Origin of the sequence: Brevibacillus composti (assembly GCF_016406105.1) — a bacterium.
Taxonomy (GTDB): domain Bacteria; phylum Bacillota; class Bacilli; order Brevibacillales; family Brevibacillaceae; genus Brevibacillus; species Brevibacillus composti.
In genome coordinates, this window is the sequence record NZ_CP066308.1 from 1,813,706 (window position 1) to 1,833,313 (window position 19,608).

Genomic DNA, 19,608 nt, shown 5'->3' on the forward strand with positions numbered 1-19,608 from the left:
TTGGCAACACTATCACTCGTAACTCCTTGGGACGAGTGTTTTTTTATTTGTCATCCACCTTTACAAAAACTTAATAATTTCTTAAAGAAAAAAATACATATTCGTCCTTGTTTTTAAATTTACCTTAACATTAATGTTCGATATAATCGTTGAGGCGTTATCTAATCAAAGGAGTGACTACCGATCTCATGTTAAAAAGCAAAAAGCATATCTTCTTTGACCTGTTTGAACAGCAAATCGCGAATGTCCACAAAGGAACCCATCTGTTCTATGAAATGATCGGGAATTACCAGGACATCGAAGCCAAGGTAAAGGAAATCAAGTCGGTCGAGAAGGAAGGCGACCATATCGTCCGCCAAATCATGAACGAATTGAACTCGACCTTCATCACTCCGCTGGAGCGGGAGGATATCCATCAGCTGGCACACACGATGGACTCCATGATCGACTACATCGACGGTGTCGCTGACCGGATGTATCTCTACCAGGTTCGTCAGCCCGATCCGCGCGTACTGGCCCAGGCCAATATCCTGGTCAAATGTTCCGCCAAATTAATCGAGCTGATTCGCACGCTGCGCAAGCTGGATCACCAGGTGGTGTCCAAGTATGCCGCAGAGATCAAGGAACTGGAGCATGAATCTGACTCTAACTACCGCAAGATGGTCTCCGATCTTCTGAACGCCCCAGACGCCGATCCGATTGAAGCGATCAAACTGAAGGAAATCTACGACAAGCTGGAGGACTGTGCTGACTTTGCAGAAGACGTATCCAACCTCGTAGAAGGGATTGTGCTAAAGAATGCCTGATTTTTCCCCGGATTTTCTCATTCTGGTCCTGGTCGTCATCATGGCGCTCAGCTTTGACTTCATCAACGGCTTCCACGATACGGCAAACGCCATCGCGACTTCCGTCTCGACTCGGGCGCTTAGTCCACGTACGGCTATTATCATCGCTTCCTTGCTGAACCTGATCGGAGCGCTGACGTATACGGGAGTAGCCAAAACGATCGGGGGCTCCATCGCGGATCCGTTCAAGCTGGAAAACGGCCTTATCATCGTGCTCGCGGCTTTGACATCCGCCATCCTGTGGAACCTGATCACCTGGTGGTTCGGTATCCCCAGCTCCTCCTCCCACGCGCTGATCGGCGGCATTGCCGGAGCGGTCGTCGGAGCGGCAGGGATCGGTTCGATCAACATGAGCGGCTTTTTAAGCATTATACAAGCCCTGATTTTTTCGCCGCTGATCGCATTTGTGGTCGGTTTTACGGTGATCAAGATCATCTCTTCGATTGTGGCCAACATGGCGTATCATCCCACGAACAAAGGCTTCCGCATGCTTCAGGTCGTCGCCGCATCCTGGCAATCGTTCAGCCACGGCGCCAACGATGCGCAAAAGACGATGGGGATCATTACGTTCGCGCTGATTTCCGGCGGATTTATGACGGCCGAAAACGGCGACTTTTCCATTCCGCTCTGGGTTAAAATTTCGGCGGCGGTGGCGATGGCTCTGGGTACTTCTTTCGGGGGCTGGCGCATCATCAAAACCATGGGCGGAAAAATCATGAAAATCAAGCCGATCAGCGGTTTTTCGGCGGACCTCTCTTCTGCTCTGATCATCACGATTTTCACGACGCTGAAATTGCCCGTCAGTACCACACACGTCATCACCTCCTCGATTCTCGGGGTGGGCGCGTCGACCAAGCTCAATGCGGTAAAATGGGGACTGGCCGGCCGTATTCTGGTGACCTGGGTCATTACGCTGCCCGCGACAGGACTCTTGGCGGCAGCCTGTTACGTCGTCTTCGATGTATTCCTCTAAACAACATCTACATAAAATGAAAAAAAGCGCTTTTCCCGTTGATCGGGAAGGGCGCTTTTTTCATGCTCGCTCAGGAGGAGCGGGTCAGCCTGGACCAAAAGCCCTGCTTTGGCTGAATCGTGACCATCCGGATCGAAGCAGTGGGGATGTAGGCGATCGTTTTGTCCGGCTTTTGCAGCAGAATGCCTTCCTCGCTGTAATCATAGAGCAGTCCCTCTTCATAAGAAGGGTACCCGGCGGATACCATGGCCGGTGAAAAATAGACGAAGACATCCCGGTCCAGATAAGCATCCAGCAAGCCCTCGCTCATCGGGACACCTCCTCTCCCTGTTTTACATCAGTGTATCCATCCTTGCGAGTATTCAGACGGTTAGGTAAAAGAAAAACCACCGCTTCCATCGGGAAGGGTGGTTGGCATGGTTCTGCCCGGCTATTCGAGCGAGTTTTGCGAATGGTGAGAATGCTTGCTTTTTCGCGCATAAATCAGCAGCAGGACGATTCCGGCAGCGATCAAAGTCAGGCTGACCAACTGGGCCACGCGCAGCGTGCCGCCGATCAGGAGACTGTCAGTCCGCATGCCTTCGATAAAGAAGCGGCCGAGCGAGTATAGGACCAGATAGCTGAACAGCACCTGTCCGTCAAAGCGCTTGAACCGGTAGAGCATCGCCATCAAGATGGCAAACACCAGCAGGTTCCACATCGATTCGTACAGGAAGGTAGGATGGTAATACTCTCCTCCGATGTACATCTGCTCCCGGATGAAGGCAGGGAACTTCATCATGAAATCTTCCGGAGCCGGTCCGCCATGCGCTTCCTGATTGATAAAATTGCCCCAGCGGCCGATGGCTTGCCCCAGAATCACACTGGGTATCAGCGCATCGCCGAGGACCAGAAACGGCAGATTATGCTTGCGAACGTACCAGGTACCTGCCAGCACGCCGCCGATCAGCCCCCCGTGGATGGCGAGGCCGCCATGCCACACGTAGAAAACGCTGAGGAGATTGTCCTTGTATTGATCCCACTCGAATATAACGTAATACGCGCGTGCACAAATGATGGCAGCGGGGATGATGAATACGACCATATTCAGGACGTGATCGGGATCTACGCCGGAACGCTTGGCGTTGTACCTGGCAAGATAGGTTCCCAGAAAAAACGCAAACCCCATGATAATGCCGTACCAGTGAATATTAATGGGGCCGAGTGATAGTGCGACCGGATCAATCAAAACGGTATACCTCCTTGCCTCCGAACATCTGTGCACAGTATAGCACAAATCCCGCATCCAATTCCAACTTGCGAGACTGTGCAAAGAGCAAAGCCTCGTGCACGCCGTCCTATCTTTTTCGCTGCAAAAAAGAGAGGATCGGGTCCAGAGAGGCGCGCCTCCTCTGATCATGCACAGGGGCGAATAAATCGCCGCGCTGCTTCAAGCGGGCGGGGACGGTATGCACGGTGAAGTCTGTCGGATGTATATGAGGCAGCTCCTCCCAGAGCAGGGGAGTGGAGACGGTTGCCTCCCGCCGGGCTCGCGTCGAGTAGGGGGCGGTCAGCGTTTTCCCCCGCCAGGGCTGGAGGTAATCGATATACAGCTTGGTCCCCCGATTTTTTACCAGGCGCTCCAGGGTGATCAGGTCCGGGCGCTTCTCGGCCAGGTAGGTAGCCATAAACTGACCGACCATGCGTGTTTGCTCAAATGTATAGCGGGGCTGGATCGGGATGTAGATCTGCAGGCCGGTCGCCCCTGACGTTTTCGGGACAGCCGGCAGCTGCAGATCGTCCAGCAGTTCTTTCAAGAGCAAGGCGGTCTCAATCACCGGGGGGAAGTCGGGAGTCGATGGATCCAAGTCAAAGACGAGCTCCGTCGGCCTTTCATCGGAAGCCAGGTGGAAAGAGACATGCCATTCCAGGGCGGCTTGATTGGCCATCCAGACCATCGTAGCCACATCATTGCAGAGCGGGTAGAGGGAGTTTTCCCACTGCTTGGTCGCGATCCAGTCCGGGGCGTAGTCGGGAAGGTTTTTTTGGTAAAAATGTTTGTCGTGGATTCCGTGCGGATAGCGAATGACCGTGAGCAGCCGATTTTGGGTATAGGCTAAAAAGGGCGTTGCCACTTCCAGCAAATAGCGGATGTAGTCCATCTTGGTGACGTTTGCCTCCGGCCAGAGCGGCTTCGTCGGATTGGTAATGGTAAGTTCCTTGCCTTCGATGGTCACGACAAGGTCACAAGTTTCGGTTGGCAAGCCTGGGCCCCCTCTCATGAGCATGCTGCCCCTACTTTTCCCAAACGGCGGGATGCTATGCAACAGCGGCCGCCTGCATATTCTGGAAGGGCGGGCCGCATACTAAGGGGTAGTTTCCAAGAGTTGGTGATAGCATGAAAGTACAGCGCAAGTCGAAGAAAGACGAGATGCTGGAGATAATCAATGAAAAGAGCGTAAGTGAATTGGAGTCTTTCTCGATTCGCCCCTCGCTCAGGGAAAATGTCGAGATTATCAAGCATTTGTTCCAGGATTGTTCGGACTTTGTGGTTCGGGAGTTTCAACTGAAGAACAGTGTTCACGGCTGCGCCATCTTCGTCGACGGCCTCATCGACACCAAGCAAGTGAATGAGGCCCTGGAATCACTGATGATTGAAAAAGGCGGAGCAGACGACGTCCAAGTCATCGAGAGCGAAATCCTGCCGGTCTCGCAAATTACGCAAGTGACGAATTACAAGGATTTGCTGATGGCGGTACTCTCCGGCGACACCGGGATTCTGATCGAAGGGAACAGCATTGCCCTCACCCTCGGCATTCGCGGAGCGGAGAAGCGCTCCGTCAACGAACCGGAAGGGGAATCAGTCGTTCGCGGACCGCGGGAAGGGTTCATTGAGAACATCAGGACCAACACGTCCCTCTTGCGCAGGAGATTGAAAACGCCCCGTCTGAAAATGAAGTCGGTCGTCGTCGGAAAACAGACCAATACCAACATCGTCGTGGCCTTCATGGATGGGATCGTCGATCCGGAGGTCCGCGATGAAGTCCTGGCCCGCATCGAGAAGATCAACATCGACGCCGTATTGGAGTCGGGTTATATCGAAGAAATGATTCAGGACAACACCTACTCGCCCTTTCCGCAGGTGCAGTATTCGGAGAGGCCGGACACCGTGGCCGCGGCGCTGCTGGAAGGGCGCGTCGCCGTTTTTGTGGATGGCACGCCGATGGTCCTGATTGTGCCGACGACGTTCTGGATGATGATGCAGGCAAACGAGGACTACTACGAAAGATTTCAGATGGCGACACTGATCCGTTGGCTGCGCTATCTGTTTTTGGTTGTCTCGCTGCTCACCCCAGCGGGTTATGTGGCGGTGACCACGTTTCATCCGGAGATGCTCCCGACCACGCTCTTGCTCAGTATCGCGGCAGCCAGGGAGGCGATCCCTTTCCCCGCCGTCGTGGAAGCGCTGATCATGGAGATCTCTTTCGAGGCGCTGCGGGAAGCCGGGATTCGCTTGCCCAAAACCGTAGGGCAGGCGGTCAGCATCCTCGGGGCCTTGGTAGTGGGCCAGGCTGCGGTTCAGGCGGGGATCGTTTCCGCTCCCATGGTCATCGTGGTCTCTATTACCGGCATCGCCTCCTTTACGGTACCGCACTTCAACGCTTCGATTGCGCTTCGGATGCTCCGCTTCCCGCTGATGTTCGCTGCATCCTTTTTAGGGATATACGGCATCTTGATCGGGATTGTGCTGATTATGGGGCATATGGCCAATCTGCGCTCTTTTGGCGTCCCGTACCTCTCGCCGCTCGCACCGATGTCGGTTGGCGATTTCAAGGACGTGCTGATTCGCACTCCCTGGCCGCATCTGAAACAGCGCCCGGGCTTCATGGGAACACAAGATGTCAAGAGGATGGACACGCTCTCGGTTGATCAGTCCAAAAAGGAACACTGACTTTACAGGAGGAGGAGCAGCGGTGAGAAAGGGATACCGGCCGATCATCTCTGTCGTGGTTCTGGTCATGCTGAGCTCGCTGCTACTCGCGGGCTGCTGGGATCGGGTCGAGGTCAACGACAGGGCCCTGGTCCTGGCCTTTGCCATCGATAAAGAAGAGGATGATCGCTACCGCATGACCATCCAGGTGCCGCTCGTCAGCAGCCTGGGCGGACCGTCCGGAGGGGGAGGGGGAACCAGCGGCGACAAGAGCTACTACGTGGACTCCGCGACGGGGAGAACATTGCGGGAAGCCAGCTCCGTTCTTCAAGCCCGGATGAGCCGACAGCTTTTCTTTGCGCATCATCGCGTGATCGTGATTGGCGAAGAAACCGCGAGATCAGGTTTGCGTACGATTCTCGATATCATCGCCCGCTTTCCGGAAAATCGGCTGACGGCCTACATCGTGATGGCCCAAGGCAAAGGGGCGGAGCTGTTGGAGGCACAGCCGCAGCTGGAGCGCTTTTCCGCGGAGGCGATGAGGGAGCTGATCAATATGCACGGGGTCGCGATCAAGGTAAAGGACCTGGCGCAGATGCTGAATACGCCGGGCATCGATGCCCATTTGCCGGTCATGGCGGCTGTCGAATCTCACCCCAAGGGAAAAACGAAGGAAATTCAGGTGGTCGGGTCCGCTGTTTTCGTCAACGACCGTCCTGTTCATCGGATAAAACGGGAGCAAGCCAATTCCTTGCGCTGGTTTCAGCCCGCCTTTCAACCATTCTCGATAACGCTTCCCATTGAGAAAAACAAAAACGTCAGCCTGGATATCCACCACGGCAGTGCGGACATCAAGCCGATTCCTAAAAAAGACCGCATGCATTACCGCATCAATTTGCAGGCAAAAGGAACGATCATCGAAGACCACAGCGGAATCGATTGGGGAGATCCGGGCAATATCCGCATGCTGGAGACCATGCTGGGAAGAAAGCTGTCCAAGGACATCCGCGAGATGCTCAGCGAAGTTGTCAACCGACAGGGCAGCGATCCCGTCGGACTGGGGCTGGCTCTCGCCAGGAAGCGGCCGAATCTGTGGAAGGAGAAATACCGAGATCGCTGGAGTGAACACCTGAAGGATGTCACCTTCGAAATCAATGCGCGTGTCTTGATCCCCAGCAACGGGCAGACGACTGAAAATCTGACCGAGGAGGAAAAAAGATGAACAATCAGATTTTCACGGCTTTCTTCTTGCTCCTGTTGGCCATCACCTTGATTCGGGACATCGTCAGGCGCGATCAGTTTCCCGCCGTTTTGAGGCGAGTCATCTTCGGATTGTATGGGTTGACCATCCTGTTATGGATCATCGGCGACCAGCGGGTCCGTTTGTCGCCGCGATTGAATGCCATGATCAGTGAATTTGAAATGCAGGTCAAAAACTGGATGTTCAATTGGTATTGAATTCATCGGTATCCATGGAGAAAGGGGGCGGGCGCGTTGCAAGCAAAACAAGTGATCAACCACCGTCAGATTGCCTGGATTACAGGCGGCATCCTGATGACTAGCTCCCTGGTCAGCCTGCCGCAACCGCTGGCCGTCATTGCAAAAAATGACGCCTGGCTTTCACAGCTGCTCCCTGTCTGTTATGCCATTCTCGTCGCCTATGTATTTGAGCGGCTGATTCGGGCGTACCCGCGGAAAAACCTGTTTGAAATCATCGTCGAAACGATGGGGCGATATCTGGGCGGGATCATCAACGGTGCGCTGCTGCTGTATCTGCTCGCCGTCCTGGTTCGCGACGTCAAAGGGGTCGGCCATTTTCTGAAGCTCAGTCTGCTCCGCGATACGCCGCTGGAGATCATCCTGCTCGTTTTTGTGCTGGTTCTCTTGTATTTTGGCCGGACGAGCCTGGAGATCCCGGCACGCGTCAATGAAATGTATTTCCCGCTCTATTTCTCGCTGTCCTTTGTGATGTACTTCATTCTGGCAAATGAATACAATCTGCAGCGCATCGAACCCGTACTGGAAAGCAAACTGACCGCCTTGCTCCTGAGCAATTGGATGGCCAGCGGCATGTACGGCGATATCTTTATCTGGGCGGCTTTTCTGCACACGATTTCACAATCCCGCCTCTATTTTTCTTCAGTCAAGCACGGGGCGATCATGGCCGGATTTTCCATCATGCTGATCATCGTCATCCAGTTGGGCGTGCTCGGCTATATTATTACCAGCCGTCTGAACTTCCCGGTATACGTGCTGGTTCAGCAGATTCATTTGACCGACTTTCTCGAACGGGTGGAGGTCATCCTGTTCAGCATCTGGTTTCCCGCCTTTACGATCAAGGTGGTCATTACCTATATGGCCGTGCTGATCGGGCTGGGATCTGTGGTCGGCAAAGAGAACTACAATGAGCTGAATGCCCCGCTCTGCTGGCTGGTCTTGACTGTCTCGTTGATCGCTTTTCCTCATCTGCGGGACGTCGTCAGCTTTATCGGCTATCTCTTGCCGATCCTGGTCACGGTCTTACAGTGGCCGGTCTTGCTGTTTCTCTTCTTTCATGCGCACAAAAAGGTGAAGCAGCGGACCGGTACGCAAGAGGGGGATCATCCGCTGATCAGGCGATTTCGTCTGTACTGCCGATTGGGCTGGGTCGCCATCGGAATTTGCGCGGTATCGGTGACCGCAGGCTCCTTTTTAGAGCCTCACAATGGCACCTGGGGATTGGCGCTGGGGGTCGTCTTTTTCTTTTCCTTTTTGGCAGCGCTGATCTTTTCCTATCTGGAAATGCAGTCGCTCAATCACATTGTGACGATTGCCAAACAGCTCTCCCATGAATCGCAGCGGGGGAATGCGACCGAAAGCTCCTAGCTTTCGCCTCGCGATCAACAGACAAAAGGACTGGTGCCGATGGAGTTGAACCCGGTGGTTCCCTTTGAACCGACCCGTACAGACGAGTTTCCGCAAGGCTCGAAGTGGATCGCTCAAGTCAAGTGGGATGGCGTCCGTGTGCTCACCTACTTTGACGGAAAGCAGGTGGGGCTGTTCAATCGAAAATTGCGGGAACGGACGCTCCACTACCCCGAGATTGCGGCCATTTCCGATTACTGCGACGCCCAATCCGTCATTTTGGACGGGGAAGTCATCGCGCTCGGTGCGGACGGAAAGCCTTCTTTCTATGAAGTGATGCGCAGAGACGGACTCCGCCGCTTGGAAAAAGTGCCGGTGATGCAACGAGAGGTTCCCATAACCTACATGGTCTTTGACATCTTGTATGCAAACGGCAAGTGGGTCACTTCCGAACCGCTGGAAAAACGGCAGCAACTCCTGCGTGCCATGATCACGCCGAGCAGCCAGATCCAGCTCGTGGATAATTTCCCCAACGCCGAAGCCTTGTACGAAGCCGTGCAGGCGCAAGGGATGGAAGGCGTGATCATCAAAGACCTCACCAGCGGGTATCTGATCAATGGAAAGGATGCGAGATGGAGAAAGAAAAAGTATTACCGGGATCTCATCGCCGTCGTTGGCGGGGTTACCTTGCGAGATCAAATCGTCAATGCCTTGCTCCTGGGTCTGTATGATCAGGAGGGCTCCCTGTGGTATATCGGACATGCAGGGACAGGGAAGCTGTCGCGAACTGACTGGCGGAACCTGACCGAAGCGATCAAACCGCTCGTGCAAAAAGAGTCGCCGTTTGCAAACAGGCCGCAGCGATTGGCGGGGACGGTCTGGGTACAGCCGGAACTGACGGTAAAAGTCCAGTTTATGGAATGGGTGGACGGTCATTCGCTTCGGCAGCCGAGCATCCAGGGAATCGTAGATGTGCCTCCGCGCAGTTGTGTGTTTGAGGCGGGGCAGTAAAAGAGGGCAGAGAGGATCCCGAGGGGGTTCTCTTTTTTTGCGCAGAAATGATTGGCCGCGTCCAACATAGTTTCCCCGTGGCTACGAAGCTGGATCAAACAAAAACTGTTTCTGTAGACCCACACGAGGTGGGTTTGTTACGATGAAGATCGTTTGAAAGGAAAGGACGGTCGAGGTGGTTTGGATGGATGTTTATGCAAATCTGAAACAGGGTGAACGAGGGGTATGGGTCAGCATCGTGGCGTATTTGTTTTGCTCGTTCGCAAAAGTGACTGTCGCCTGGTATGCCGGTTCCGAGGCGCTGCTTGCCGACGGTCTGAACAATACCACCGATGTCGTCGCGTCCGTCGCTGTGCTGATCGGACTGCGCATCGCCCGGAAGCCGCCCGATCATGACCATCCGTACGGCCATTTTCGCGCGGAGACCATCTCGGCGCTGGTCGCTTCCTTTATCATGTTTGCCGTGGGAGTGGAGGTATTGACGCGAGCCATCCCTTCCTTGCTGGCACCGGAGGCCTCAGCGCCGGACCTGATTGCGGGCTGGGTCGCGCTCGGATCGGCCTTCATCATGATCATCGTCTACCGCTACAATATCCGCCTGGCGAAAGCGACTGACAGCCAAGCTTTGGCTGCCGCTGCTCTGGACAACCGTTCGGATGCCTGGGTCAGCATCGGCACGTTTGCCGGCATAGCCGGGGCCCAGTTTCACTTGCACTGGCTGGACCCGCTGGCTGCGCTGGTCGTCGGAGTGCTCATCGTCAAAACGGCTTGGGACATCTTCCGCGAGGCGACACATCGCTTGACGGACGGTTTTGAACCCGGCGAGCTGGAAATTCTGCGGGGAACGATCTCACAGATCCCCGGAGTCAGTGATATTAAAGACATCAAAGCCCGCTACTTGGGCAGCAGCATCATCGTCGATGCGGTCATCCACGTCGACCCGCAGTTAAATGTGGAAGAAAGCCATGTGATTACCGAAGAGATCGAAAAGCTGATGAAAGAAGCTCATCAAATCAAAACGGTGCACATTCATATCGAACCCGATACCAGGCGCGCATCCCCGTAGCGGGATTACGAGGTTTCCGCTTTTTTGCGGCGCAGCTTTTTCGTTGTCGTCGTCGTAGCCGTTTCAGGCTGCGGCTGCTTCGAGGGAGCCTGCGCCGCTTTTTTGGCGGGAAGAGGAGAGGGCGTCGGCTCCGGTTCTATGCGGGCGGGGGCAGCATTCCCGCCGGTGGCGGCCAGACTTTCCCTCAGCGCTTGCATGAGGTCCACGACATTCGCCCGCGGCGCTGCCGGTGCAACGGCCACTTCCTTTCCTTCTTTCTTTTTCTCGATCAGCGCATGCATGTTTACTCGATATTGGTCGGTGTATTTGGCCGGATCGAAGGCGGCGGTCATGTTGTTGACCAGCTCAGCCGCCATCTTCCGCTCATTGTCGGCGAGCGGGATGTCTGCCTCTGGCAGTGCAGGCACTTGCGATACCGGCCGCACTTCATCCGGATAGTAGATCGTCTCCATCATGATGCAGTGCTGGTACAGCCGGATCACGGCCAGGCTCTCCCTGTTCCGCATCGTGACCCGGGCGACGGCAATCTTTCCGGTCTCCTGCATCGCGGCGCGCAGCAGGGCGTAGGCCTTGTCTCCCGTCTCCTGCGGGGAGAGGAAGTAGCTTTTGTCGAAATAGACAGGATCGATTTCCTGCAAGTCCACGAAGTCCATGATTTCAATGGCTCTGCGCGTCTCCGGAGTGATCGCTTCCAGATCTTCATCGGTGACGATGACGTAGTTGCCTTTTTCGTATTCGAAGCCGCGCACAATCTCTTCCGCGCTCACTTCCTCGTCGCAATGCGGACATACCTTGGCGTAGCGGATCGGCGTGTGGCACTTCTTGTGAAGCTGCCGGAAGCGGACGTCCCGCTCTTCCGTCGCCGTAAACATTCGCACAGGGATATTGACCAGACCAAAGCTGATCGACCCCTTCCAAACCGTATGCATGTCGAACCCTCCCAGTCAGGCGTGATGATTATCGATAGTATCCGCCGAAAAAGCGGATGACTTTGGAGGGAAAAGCCGGCAACCGGGAGAACCCCGTGCATTTCAGCGGGTCCGCGGGAAATAAGGAAGCCAGCCCTGGCGGAAGAGCGGGCTGGCCCGTGGTTCGTTTACTGACCATGTTTGACGATGTCCGATTGATCGGCCGCCGACTGCATTTGTCTGGCCTGTTCTTTGCCTATTCCCGTGCGATCGGCCCGGGATTGCGCTGCAGCCGCTTCTTGCTTTTGCTTGGAAGGAAGTTTTTCTGCCACCCTGAATCGCCTCCAGTACATAGAACTTACCGGTAGTTTGTCCGAAAAAGAAAAAAAACCTCACTGCAAAAACAGTGAGGCAGCAGTCCAATATCTCCCAATCTGCGAGAGAAGACGGCATGGAATGCTCCTATCAGACACGCCATGCGCAAAGGAGACTGCTTTTCAATTATGGGAGAGGAGAAACCGGAGGAAGAGCTTATGGGGAAACGTAAGTCTTCTCCGCGGTTGTCAGCGACACCGTTGCGTCGCTATCCATATTCTTTTCCAGAAGTGGATGAAAGTATACATCAGCAGGGAGAAAAAAATTCATCTCTGCCAGCTTGGATAATTTTACCCGCCTAACCGGTTGTGATAGTATGAAATCATTCTTCCCCCCGAAGACAGATGAGCAGACTTGAATAGCAAAGGTGAATGCATATGCGTGTAATAGCAGGTGAACACAGAGGACGCAGACTGACGGCCGTCCCGGGAAAAGGGACCCGTCCGACCACGGACAAGATCAAGGAGTCGATCTTCAATATGATCGGGCCTTATTTTTCAGGAGGGTGGGTGCTGGACCTCTACGCGGGCACGGGCGGACTCGGCATCGAGGCCTTGAGCCGGGGAATGGACAAAGCGGTATTTGTCGAAAAGGACCTGAAGGCCTTTTCCGTCGTGAAGCAGAATGTCGCGGCTTGCAGGCTGGAGGATCGGGCCGAGCTGTACCGCAATGACGCGGGCAGGGCGCTCAAGCTGCTGGCGAAAAGGGGCGTTGTCTTTGATCTCGTCTTTCTCGATCCGCCTTATGCCCATCAGCGCATCGCCGAGGAAATGATGGAGATGCAGGCGCTGCGGCTGCTGGCTGAGGACGCCTGGATCGTCGCCGAACATGACAGCGGATTTCGCCTGCCGGAGCGCGTCGGCGCCTGCGAGCAGGACCGCGTGTCCACCTACGGCGAGACGACAATTACGATCTATCGGTTTGACCAAGTGGGGGAACCCGGCGAAGCTGAGGACGGTTCTCCCGGCGAGGAAGGAGACGAGGTGCTTTGAAAATTGCAGTATGCTCCGGCAGCTTTGATCCGGTCACGAATGGACATCTCGACATCATTTCCAGAGGGGCCCGTATTTTTGACAAGGTGATCGTCGCGGTGTTGATCAATTCGCAGAAGCAGTCGCTCTTTTCCGTAGAGGAGCGCGTGGCGCTTCTGGAAAAGGCGACGGCCCATCTTCCGAATGTGCAGGTGGATTCGTTCAGCGGCCTGCTCGTTCGCTATATGCAGGAAAAAGGAGCGCACGTCATCCTTCGCGGATTGCGCTCCCATGCGGACTTCGATTATGAACTGCCGATCGCAGCAGCCAACAAGCATCTGGACGACCAGCTGGAGACGCTGTTTCTCCTATCCAGCCCGGAGTACGCCCATATCAGCTCCAGCATCGTCCGCGAACTCGGCCGATACGGGGCGAGTGTGGCTGGCTTGGTGCCCCCCGCAGTCGAGGAGGCATTGGCACAAAAGTTTGCCGAAGGGCAAAGGTCATAAAGGATCATCTTCGTTCTGTACGAGGGCGGCCGGCCACGGCGGAGGAAGCGTCATTTTGACCGCTGCTTTCGCACGGCGCGGAAGCAGAGACTGAGAATGATGAGAACCAGCAGGATGGCAAAAGCCGCCAGACTGGAATGAAGCAGGCTGTCCCACCAGTTTCCCGCGGGTACGCCGCTGGACGTGGTAGGCATAAAAACAGGGACGTCCTTGCCCGCGAACCAGCTGGATGCGGTGATCGGCTTCCAGCAAAAAAACGCCAACAGCGAGGCGAGTGCGGCATGGAGGGCACGAGCCATCAAATAGGGAGCGACCCGGATGTCGGTTTCGCTCAGGATGCTGGCCACCTGGGCATGGACGCTGATTCCTCCCCAGGAGACGATGGCGCTGGCCACGACGGCTTTCCAGATCATCGGGACCCCGGAGCTCACTTCGCTGATTCCCTGTGCTCCCAGCGTCACTTCGAACAAGCCGGCGATAATGCCGGACGAAAAAGCGGAGGGCACGCCCAGCGGACCGAGAAACACCGCCAGCAGACTGCTTAAAAACCGCGTCAGTTCAATCGTGGCAAACAGTTGAAGCAGGACGGAAAACACAATGATAAATCCGCCGATCATGAGCAGGGTGTGCAGAGCGGATTGGACAGCTTCTCCCATTAACTTTCCAAACGGCCGGCGATCCCGGAGCCGGGCGCGGTGCATCGCTTGCAGCGCGCGCAGAGGCAGCGGCAGATGATTTTTTTCCAAGGGCTTGGTAGCCGGTGAGAAAGGGGAGTAAAAGCGGTACAGCACGCCCAGCAGCAGGGCGGAAACATAATGGCTGAAGGCGAGTACGAACCCAAACAGCTCGCTGTGAAAAAAACCGATCGCCACGGCCCCGATGACAAACAGGGGGTCGCCCGTCGTGGTAAAGGAGACCAGTCGTTCTCCTTCTGCTTTCGTGATGCTGCCTTGTTCCCGCAGCCGGGTCGTCAGCTTGGCGGCGACCGGGTAACCGGAAGCGAAGCCCATCGTCAGCACAAAGCCGCCTGTCCCGGGGACGTTAAACAGCGGCCGCATCAGAGGCTCCAGCAGCACCCCGGCAAAATGGACGACGCCGACGCCCATCAGGATTTCCGACAGAACGATAAAGGGCAGGGTGGAGGGAAAGACAACTTCCCACCAGACTTCCAAGCCCCGTATGGCCGCCTCAAAGGATGTCTCGGGATGGGAGACCAGGATGATGACTAGCGCGATCGCGGAACAAGCGTATAACAAAGTGAGAAGGGGAGAGCGGCGAGTCATGGCTACCTCCTGTCCTGCAACTAGATAGTACATGTCTACGTGAACAGGGACAAAACTATGCGTTGCCGCTTCATCGCCTGAAAAGTTTCGCGGACGGGCACATACGCTTTGGTAGAGGGGGATGTGGGATGGAAAAACGAAAACCAAGGATCGGGCTGGCTCTCGGTTCCGGCGGCGCGAGAGGCTTTGCCCACATCGGCGTGCTCAAGGTGCTGGAGGCGCACGGCATCGAGATCGATATGCTGGCGGGGAGCAGCATGGGCAGCCTGATCGCCGCCGTCTACGCCAACGGGATCGAGCCCCATATGATGGAAAAGCTGGCCCTCAACCTGAAGCGGAAGCACTGGCTCGATCTGACAGTGCCCAATCTGGGCTTCGTCACCGGCGAAAAAATCAAACAATTGATACGTTTGCTCACGCACGGAAAAAACATCGAAGAACTGCAGAAAGAACTGGCCGTCGTGGCCACCGACATCGAGACCGGGGAGAGGGTCGTCTTTCAGAGCGGGCCGGTCGACCAGGCTGTCCGCGCCAGCATCTCCATTCCCGGGATCTTTGTCCCCGAGCGGATTGGCGATCGCCTGCTGGTGGACGGCGGCGTCATCGACCGCGTCCCGATCACCGTCATCCGGGACATGGGCGCGGATATCGTCATCGCGGTAGACGTAGCCCTCTTTGATACGCCGATGAAAGTCACCTCCATCTTTGACGTCATCGCTCAGACGATCGACGTGATGGAGCGGGAAATTTTGCGTCACCGCATCCTGGCCGCCGATCTCGTAATTCGGCCGGATGTTGGACACTATAGCAGTATCGCGTACACAGGTGTCGAGGAAATCATTGCGCTCGGGGAACAAGCCGCATACGAACATATCGAGACAATCCAGCAAATGATTGCGAACTGGGGGCAGGAACATGATTGAAGACAAGAGATACCCTCGCCGGTCTGTGCGGTCGCGCTGGCTGGCGCGCTGGCTGCTGGTGCTGCTTCCCATCGCTTTGGGACTGCTGTTTTTCGTTCCCACCCAGTATTACGTAACCAGACCCGGCTCAGCCATCAAGCTGGCGCCGATGATCGATGTCGAAGGCGGGGTAAAGGATGAGGCCGGCTCCTTCATGCTCACGACGGTGCGGATGGGAGAGGCCAACCTCGCCTGGTATTTGTATTCGCAATTCTCTCCGGATGCCGAATTAATGGAGAAAAAACTGGTGGTCAGCGAAGGGGAAACCAATGAGGACTTTACCCGGCGCGAGCTGGCAGTCATGGAAAACTCCCAGAAGACAGCGGAAGCCGTCGCTTTTCGCATCGCCGGATACGAAGTAAAGGTGGAGAACAAAGGCGTCTGGGTGATGGGGCTGGTCGAAGGACTGCCGGCGAAAAAAGTGATGAAAATCGGGGATGTGATCGTCTCGGTAGACGGCAAGCCCACCCTGAAAAAAGAAGATCTGCTCAGCTACCTCTCGCAAAAGAAAAAGGGCGAGAGCGTCACGATCGCCTTTCTCCGCGAGGGAAAGCGGCAGGAGCACACGCTGAGGTTGGCCCAGCTCCCGGGCTCGAAAACGGCGGGCATCGGCATCAGGCCAGAGGACAAGCAAGAGATCACCATCCCGAAAAAAGTGAAGATCGCCTCGGAAGGGATCGGCGGCCCGTCCGCAGGGCTGATGATGACGCTGGAGATGTACGACCAGCTCAACACGGATGAAGACCTGACGCGCGGCTACCAGATCGCCGGCACGGGGACGATCTCCCTGGACGGCAGCGTAGGGCGGATCGGCGGGATCAACCACAAAGTCGTGGCGGCCGACAAAGCTGGCGCAGAGATCTTTTTTGCCCCTGACGATCAGGCGGGTCATCTGTCCAATTATCAGGAAGCGGTCGCGACCGCAAAACGGATCGGGACGAAGATGCAAATCGTGCCGGTCAAAACCATCGAGGATGCGCTGGAGTACTTGCGGACGCAGCCCGAAAAACACTCCTAGGCCAGCCTGGCTGTCAAGGAAAAAAGGTTGACAAAGAAAAAAGCAAAAGCTATAATCATCCTTGTTGTGCATGAGGTGAATGATGTGAATATCAAAATTGCAGATTTGGATCGTCGCGAAGGCGAGCCGCTGGCATTCCGGTTGACGCTGGATCCGGACGAGCTCAAAGCGCGTCATCAAGAAATCCGCGGTCTGACCCCTGTCGAAACGAAGGGCGAAGCTGCGAAGTTGGGCGATCTCTATTACATCAATGGAGATATGCAGGCAGACGTCAAATTCGTCTGTGCCCGTTGCTTGCGGCCGTTTGAGCAGCATGTGGCGATTCCGTTTTCGGAAACCTTTGCCCCTGCCGAATCGCTGCTTGCGGATGAAGAGGACAGCGAGATTCTCCCGCTGGAGAGCGATGAGATCGAGCTTGCTCCTTTGCTTCAGGAGAATTTTTTATTGGACATTCCTGCATTCCCCTTGTGCGAGGATGATTGCAAAGGGTTGTGTCCGACCTGCGGTGTGAACCGCAACGAGCAGCCCTGCAGCTGCAAAAACGAGCGAATCGATCCCAGACTCGCCGGATTGGCTGACTTTTTCAAGGACAGCAAATGACCAGGTTTTCAAAGTGAGGCAGCAGATTTGTTTCTGGATGTCCCATTTTTGAAGGATGGCAAAAAGCGTTTCGCCTATTCCATCCACCCATAGAAAACTTCTCAGCATTTATCAGTTGAAGGAGGTGTAAGGAAGATGGCAGTACCTCAACGGAGAACTTCCAAAACCCGTAAAAGAATGCGTCGTACGCACTTCAAATTAGAGATTCCAGGCATGATCAAATGCGATAATTGTGGCGAATACAAGCTTGCGCATCGCGTTTGCCCGAGCTGCGGACACTACAAAGGTGTGAAAGTAGCGAAGTAAGAAGAGCAGGGTGAGAAATCACCTTGCTTTTTTATTTGCGTGCAAACGGTGCTGTACTGGTTTTCCTGCTCAGCTCCGGGCAGAGACGAGAGATTTGATGGAACGTCCCCGGTACCCGGCCAGGTAACCCTTTTCTGATCTTTCGAAGGGTCTTAGATTCCGAGTCTGTTTCCGCGCTTCTCCTGATAAGCGTACGAATCAGCACGATGTCCTTCTCCCTATGGCCTCGTACTATTGCGCTCCGGGAAGCATGTGGCGATACAGGCCGATGGTCATCATTTTGCCCGAGCGGGCGATCGACGCTTGTATTTGAAGAAATCCTCCCGTATACTTTTCTTGGTACCTGGTATTAAAAACAGATCGTAATCATATACAGATAACGAACACAGGGGGTGCTGATCATCGCCCGCTTACCGAAAAAAGACCGCCAGCAAAGGCTGGTGCAAAGCTTGCAGGAACATCCATTTGCCACAGATGAGGATCTTGCTGAGTTGTTTCAGGTAAGTATCCAAACAATAAGACTGGACCGGCTGGAGCTCGGGATCCCCGAGTTGCGGGAGCGGATCAAGTCGGTGGCTGAAAAAAGTCTGGATCCTGTGAAATCGCTCGGGATCGATGAAGTGATCGGCGAGGTCGTCGATCTTCAATTGGACGCACAAGCGATTTCCGTGCTGGAAATCAAGGAAGAGCATGTGTTTGCCCGGACGCAGATCGCTCGCGGGCATTACATATTTGCCCAAGCCAACTCGCTGGCAGTCGCGGTGATCGATGCCGATGTCGCGCTGACGGCGACGGCGCGGATTCGGTTCGTTCGTCCAGTCAGGCTGGGCGAAAAGCTGGTCGCCAAAGCGGTCGTGCGCAGCCGTGACGGAGACGAGTGCAAAGTCCGCGTAGAAACGAAGGTACAAGGTGAGCTGGTATTTACGGCAACCTTTCGGGTTGTGGGCATGTCCGGTGTCACCATGCACCACAGATGAGAGCCTAAGGAGGGACACGGATGCGAATCGCATTGGATGCGATGGGCGGAGACCATGCTCCTCGAAGCGCCGTACTGGGTGCGGTCGAGGCAGTCAAAGAGTATCCGTCGGTAACAATCGTACTGGTGGGAGACGAAGAAGCGATCCGGCGTGAGTTGCCGGGCGAGCTCCCCCCCAATCTGGAAATTCACCCGGCGTCGGAAGTCATCGAAGCAGACGATGAACCGGTGCGCGCCGTCCGAAGAAAGAAAGATTCCTCTCTGGTCGTGGCCGTGCAGCTGGCCAAAGAGGAAAAGGTGGACGCCGCGATTTCGGCGGGCAACACCGGGGCGCTGATGACGGCCGGTCTGCTGTACTGCGGCCGGATGGAAGGGATTGAGCGGCCTGCGCTTGCTGCTTTTATCCCCAATATCAAAGGGAAGGTCACTCTGGCGCTCGATGTCGGGGCCAATATGGACGCCAAGCCGCATCATCTCTATCAGTACGCGGTGATGGGCAGTCTGTACGCCGAAAAAGTGCTGGGCTTCAACCCGCCGCGCGTCGGCCTGCTCAACGTCGGGACCGAAGAAGGCAAGGGAAATGAGCTGACCAAAGCCGTCTACCCCATGCTCGCGGAAGCGGATTTGCATTTTATCGGAAATGTGGAGTCCCGCGATGTGATGCAGGGCGCATGTGACGTGCTTGTCTCCGACGGGTTTGTCGGCAATGTGCTGCTGAAGGCGATGGAGGGCACGGCATCGACGATCTTTTCGGTGCTGAAGCAGGAGTTTACTTCCAGCCTGATTAATAAAGTAGGAGCGGCTATTCTAAAACCGGGTCTGGTCCGTTTTCGCAAGCGCATGGACTACGCGGAGTACGGAGGAGCACCGCTTTTGGGATTGCGGCGGCCTGTCATCAAGGCGCACGGCTCGTCAGACGAGCGTGCGATCAAAAATGCGATCATCAGCGGCATTCGCTTTGTATCGCAGGACGTCAATGGTTTCATCCAGGATGCCTTGCAGAAAAATAGGCCCGAAGAAAAAAGTATACCGGGAGAAAGTGAGTGAAACC

22 protein-coding genes are annotated in these 19,608 nt (G+C 55.3%); 16 read left to right on the top strand and 6 right to left on the bottom strand.

The features are described 5' to 3' along the window. The first annotated feature begins 188 nt into the window (after positions 1-188). On the top strand, positions 189-806 hold the full coding sequence (locus tag JD108_RS09425) for a DUF47 domain-containing protein (RefSeq protein ID WP_198829565.1): 618 nt from the start codon (positions 189-191) through the stop codon (positions 804-806). Further along, positions 799-1,818 (top strand): inorganic phosphate transporter, encoded by a 1,020-nt coding sequence (locus JD108_RS09430; RefSeq protein ID WP_198829566.1) that lies wholly within the window; start codon positions 799-801, stop codon positions 1,816-1,818. The genes JD108_RS09425 and JD108_RS09430 overlap by 8 nt, the downstream gene beginning before the upstream one ends. Before the next feature lie 70 nt (positions 1,819-1,888). Here JD108_RS09430 and JD108_RS09435 read toward each other — a convergent pair whose 3' ends face one another. The 3 genes from JD108_RS09435 to ligD all read right to left on the bottom strand — a co-directional run bounded on the left by JD108_RS09435 (position 1,889) and on the right by ligD (position 4,061). Next, positions 1,889-2,128 carry a hypothetical protein gene (locus tag JD108_RS09435; protein ID WP_198829567.1) on the bottom strand — a complete coding sequence of 80 codons (240 nt, stop codon included), beginning with the start codon at positions 2,126-2,128 and terminating at the stop codon, positions 1,889-1,891. A gap of 120 nt (positions 2,129-2,248) precedes the next feature. Further along, on the bottom strand, positions 2,249-3,046 hold the full coding sequence (gene lgt, locus JD108_RS09440; RefSeq protein WP_198829568.1) for a prolipoprotein diacylglyceryl transferase: 798 nt from the start codon (positions 3,044-3,046) through the stop codon (positions 2,249-2,251). A gap of 109 nt (positions 3,047-3,155) precedes the next feature. After that, positions 3,156-4,061 (bottom strand): non-homologous end-joining DNA ligase, encoded by a 906-nt coding sequence (gene ligD, locus JD108_RS09445; protein WP_407649408.1) that lies wholly within the window; start codon positions 4,059-4,061, stop codon positions 3,156-3,158. A gap of 134 nt (positions 4,062-4,195) precedes the next feature. On the opposite strand from ligD, the gene JD108_RS09450 reads away from it, so the two are divergent. From JD108_RS09450 to JD108_RS09475, 6 genes are all read left to right on the top strand, one after another. Continuing rightward, entirely contained in the window at positions 4,196-5,749 is a 1,554-nt protein-coding gene (locus tag JD108_RS09450; RefSeq protein ID WP_198829570.1) for a spore germination protein, read from the top strand. 22 nt (positions 5,750-5,771) lie between these two features. Beyond that, positions 5,772-6,950: a Ger(x)C family spore germination protein gene (locus JD108_RS09455; RefSeq protein WP_228728364.1), complete on the top strand. Its 1,179-nt coding sequence runs from the start codon at positions 5,772-5,774 to the stop codon at positions 6,948-6,950. Next, on the top strand, positions 6,947-7,186 hold the full coding sequence (locus JD108_RS09460; RefSeq protein WP_198829572.1) for a hypothetical protein: 240 nt from the start codon (positions 6,947-6,949) through the stop codon (positions 7,184-7,186). Before JD108_RS09455 ends, JD108_RS09460 begins: the two co-directional genes overlap by 4 nt. A gap of 36 nt (positions 7,187-7,222) precedes the next feature. After that, on the top strand, positions 7,223-8,593 hold the full coding sequence (locus JD108_RS09465; protein ID WP_198829573.1) for a GerAB/ArcD/ProY family transporter: 1,371 nt from the start codon (positions 7,223-7,225) through the stop codon (positions 8,591-8,593). Positions 8,594-8,632: 39 nt separating this feature from the next. Further along, entirely contained in the window at positions 8,633-9,583 is a 951-nt protein-coding gene (locus JD108_RS09470; protein WP_198829574.1) for an ATP-dependent DNA ligase, read from the top strand. A 184-nt stretch (positions 9,584-9,767) separates the two neighbouring features. Further along, positions 9,768-10,649: a cation diffusion facilitator family transporter gene (locus JD108_RS09475; RefSeq protein WP_198829575.1), complete on the top strand. Its 882-nt coding sequence runs from the start codon at positions 9,768-9,770 to the stop codon at positions 10,647-10,649. Positions 10,650-10,654: 5 nt separating this feature from the next. On the opposite strand, the gene ku is transcribed toward JD108_RS09475, so the two are convergent. Together ku and JD108_RS09485 are read right to left on the bottom strand one after the other, a co-directional pair. Further along, positions 10,655-11,578: a non-homologous end joining protein Ku gene (gene ku / locus JD108_RS09480; protein WP_198829576.1), complete on the bottom strand. Its 924-nt coding sequence runs from the start codon at positions 11,576-11,578 to the stop codon at positions 10,655-10,657. Between the two features lie 167 nt (positions 11,579-11,745). Beyond that, positions 11,746-11,889: a hypothetical protein gene (locus tag JD108_RS09485; RefSeq protein ID WP_198829577.1), complete on the bottom strand. Its 144-nt coding sequence runs from the start codon at positions 11,887-11,889 to the stop codon at positions 11,746-11,748. A 420-nt stretch (positions 11,890-12,309) separates the two neighbouring features. On the opposite strand from JD108_RS09485, the gene rsmD reads away from it, so the two are divergent. Then, positions 12,310-12,924: a 16S rRNA (guanine(966)-N(2))-methyltransferase RsmD gene (rsmD, locus tag JD108_RS09490; RefSeq protein WP_198829578.1), complete on the top strand. Its 615-nt coding sequence runs from the start codon at positions 12,310-12,312 to the stop codon at positions 12,922-12,924. Then, on the top strand, positions 12,921-13,412 hold the full coding sequence (gene coaD, locus JD108_RS09495) for a pantetheine-phosphate adenylyltransferase (protein ID WP_198829579.1): 492 nt from the start codon (positions 12,921-12,923) through the stop codon (positions 13,410-13,412). The genes rsmD and coaD overlap by 4 nt, the downstream gene beginning before the upstream one ends. Before the next feature lie 50 nt (positions 13,413-13,462). On the opposite strand, the gene ylbJ is transcribed toward coaD, so the two are convergent. Next, positions 13,463-14,695, bottom strand: a complete 1,233-nt coding sequence (gene ylbJ / locus JD108_RS09500; RefSeq protein ID WP_198829580.1) for a sporulation integral membrane protein YlbJ — start codon at positions 14,693-14,695, stop codon at positions 13,463-13,465. Positions 14,696-14,823: 128 nt separating this feature from the next. Here ylbJ and JD108_RS09505 point away from each other — a divergent pair, with 128 nt between their 5' ends. The 6 genes from JD108_RS09505 (at position 14,824) to plsX (ending at position 19,604) form a co-directional block, all read left to right on the top strand. Beyond that, entirely contained in the window at positions 14,824-15,618 is a 795-nt protein-coding gene (locus JD108_RS09505) for a patatin-like phospholipase family protein (RefSeq protein WP_198829581.1), read from the top strand. Beyond that, positions 15,611-16,675 (top strand): SepM family pheromone-processing serine protease, encoded by a 1,065-nt coding sequence (locus tag JD108_RS09510; protein ID WP_198829582.1) that lies wholly within the window; start codon positions 15,611-15,613, stop codon positions 16,673-16,675. Before JD108_RS09505 ends, JD108_RS09510 begins: the two co-directional genes overlap by 8 nt. An 84-nt stretch (positions 16,676-16,759) precedes the next feature. Next, complete coding sequence (locus JD108_RS09515) at positions 16,760-17,275, top strand: YceD family protein (RefSeq protein ID WP_198829583.1); 516 nt, start codon at positions 16,760-16,762, stop codon at positions 17,273-17,275. A 135-nt stretch (positions 17,276-17,410) separates the two neighbouring features. After that, the gene (gene rpmF / locus JD108_RS09520; RefSeq protein ID WP_081656575.1) at positions 17,411-17,581 is read left to right on the top strand and encodes a 50S ribosomal protein L32; all 171 of its coding nucleotides are present in this window, start codon (positions 17,411-17,413) and stop codon (positions 17,579-17,581) included. A gap of 392 nt (positions 17,582-17,973) precedes the next feature. Then, positions 17,974-18,558 carry a transcription factor FapR gene (gene fapR, locus JD108_RS09525; protein ID WP_198829584.1) on the top strand — a complete coding sequence of 195 codons (585 nt, stop codon included), beginning with the start codon at positions 17,974-17,976 and terminating at the stop codon, positions 18,556-18,558. A 20-nt stretch (positions 18,559-18,578) separates the two neighbouring features. Then, positions 18,579-19,604: a phosphate acyltransferase PlsX gene (gene plsX / locus JD108_RS09530; RefSeq protein WP_198829585.1), complete on the top strand. Its 1,026-nt coding sequence runs from the start codon at positions 18,579-18,581 to the stop codon at positions 19,602-19,604. Positions 19,605-19,608 lie beyond the last annotated feature (4 nt).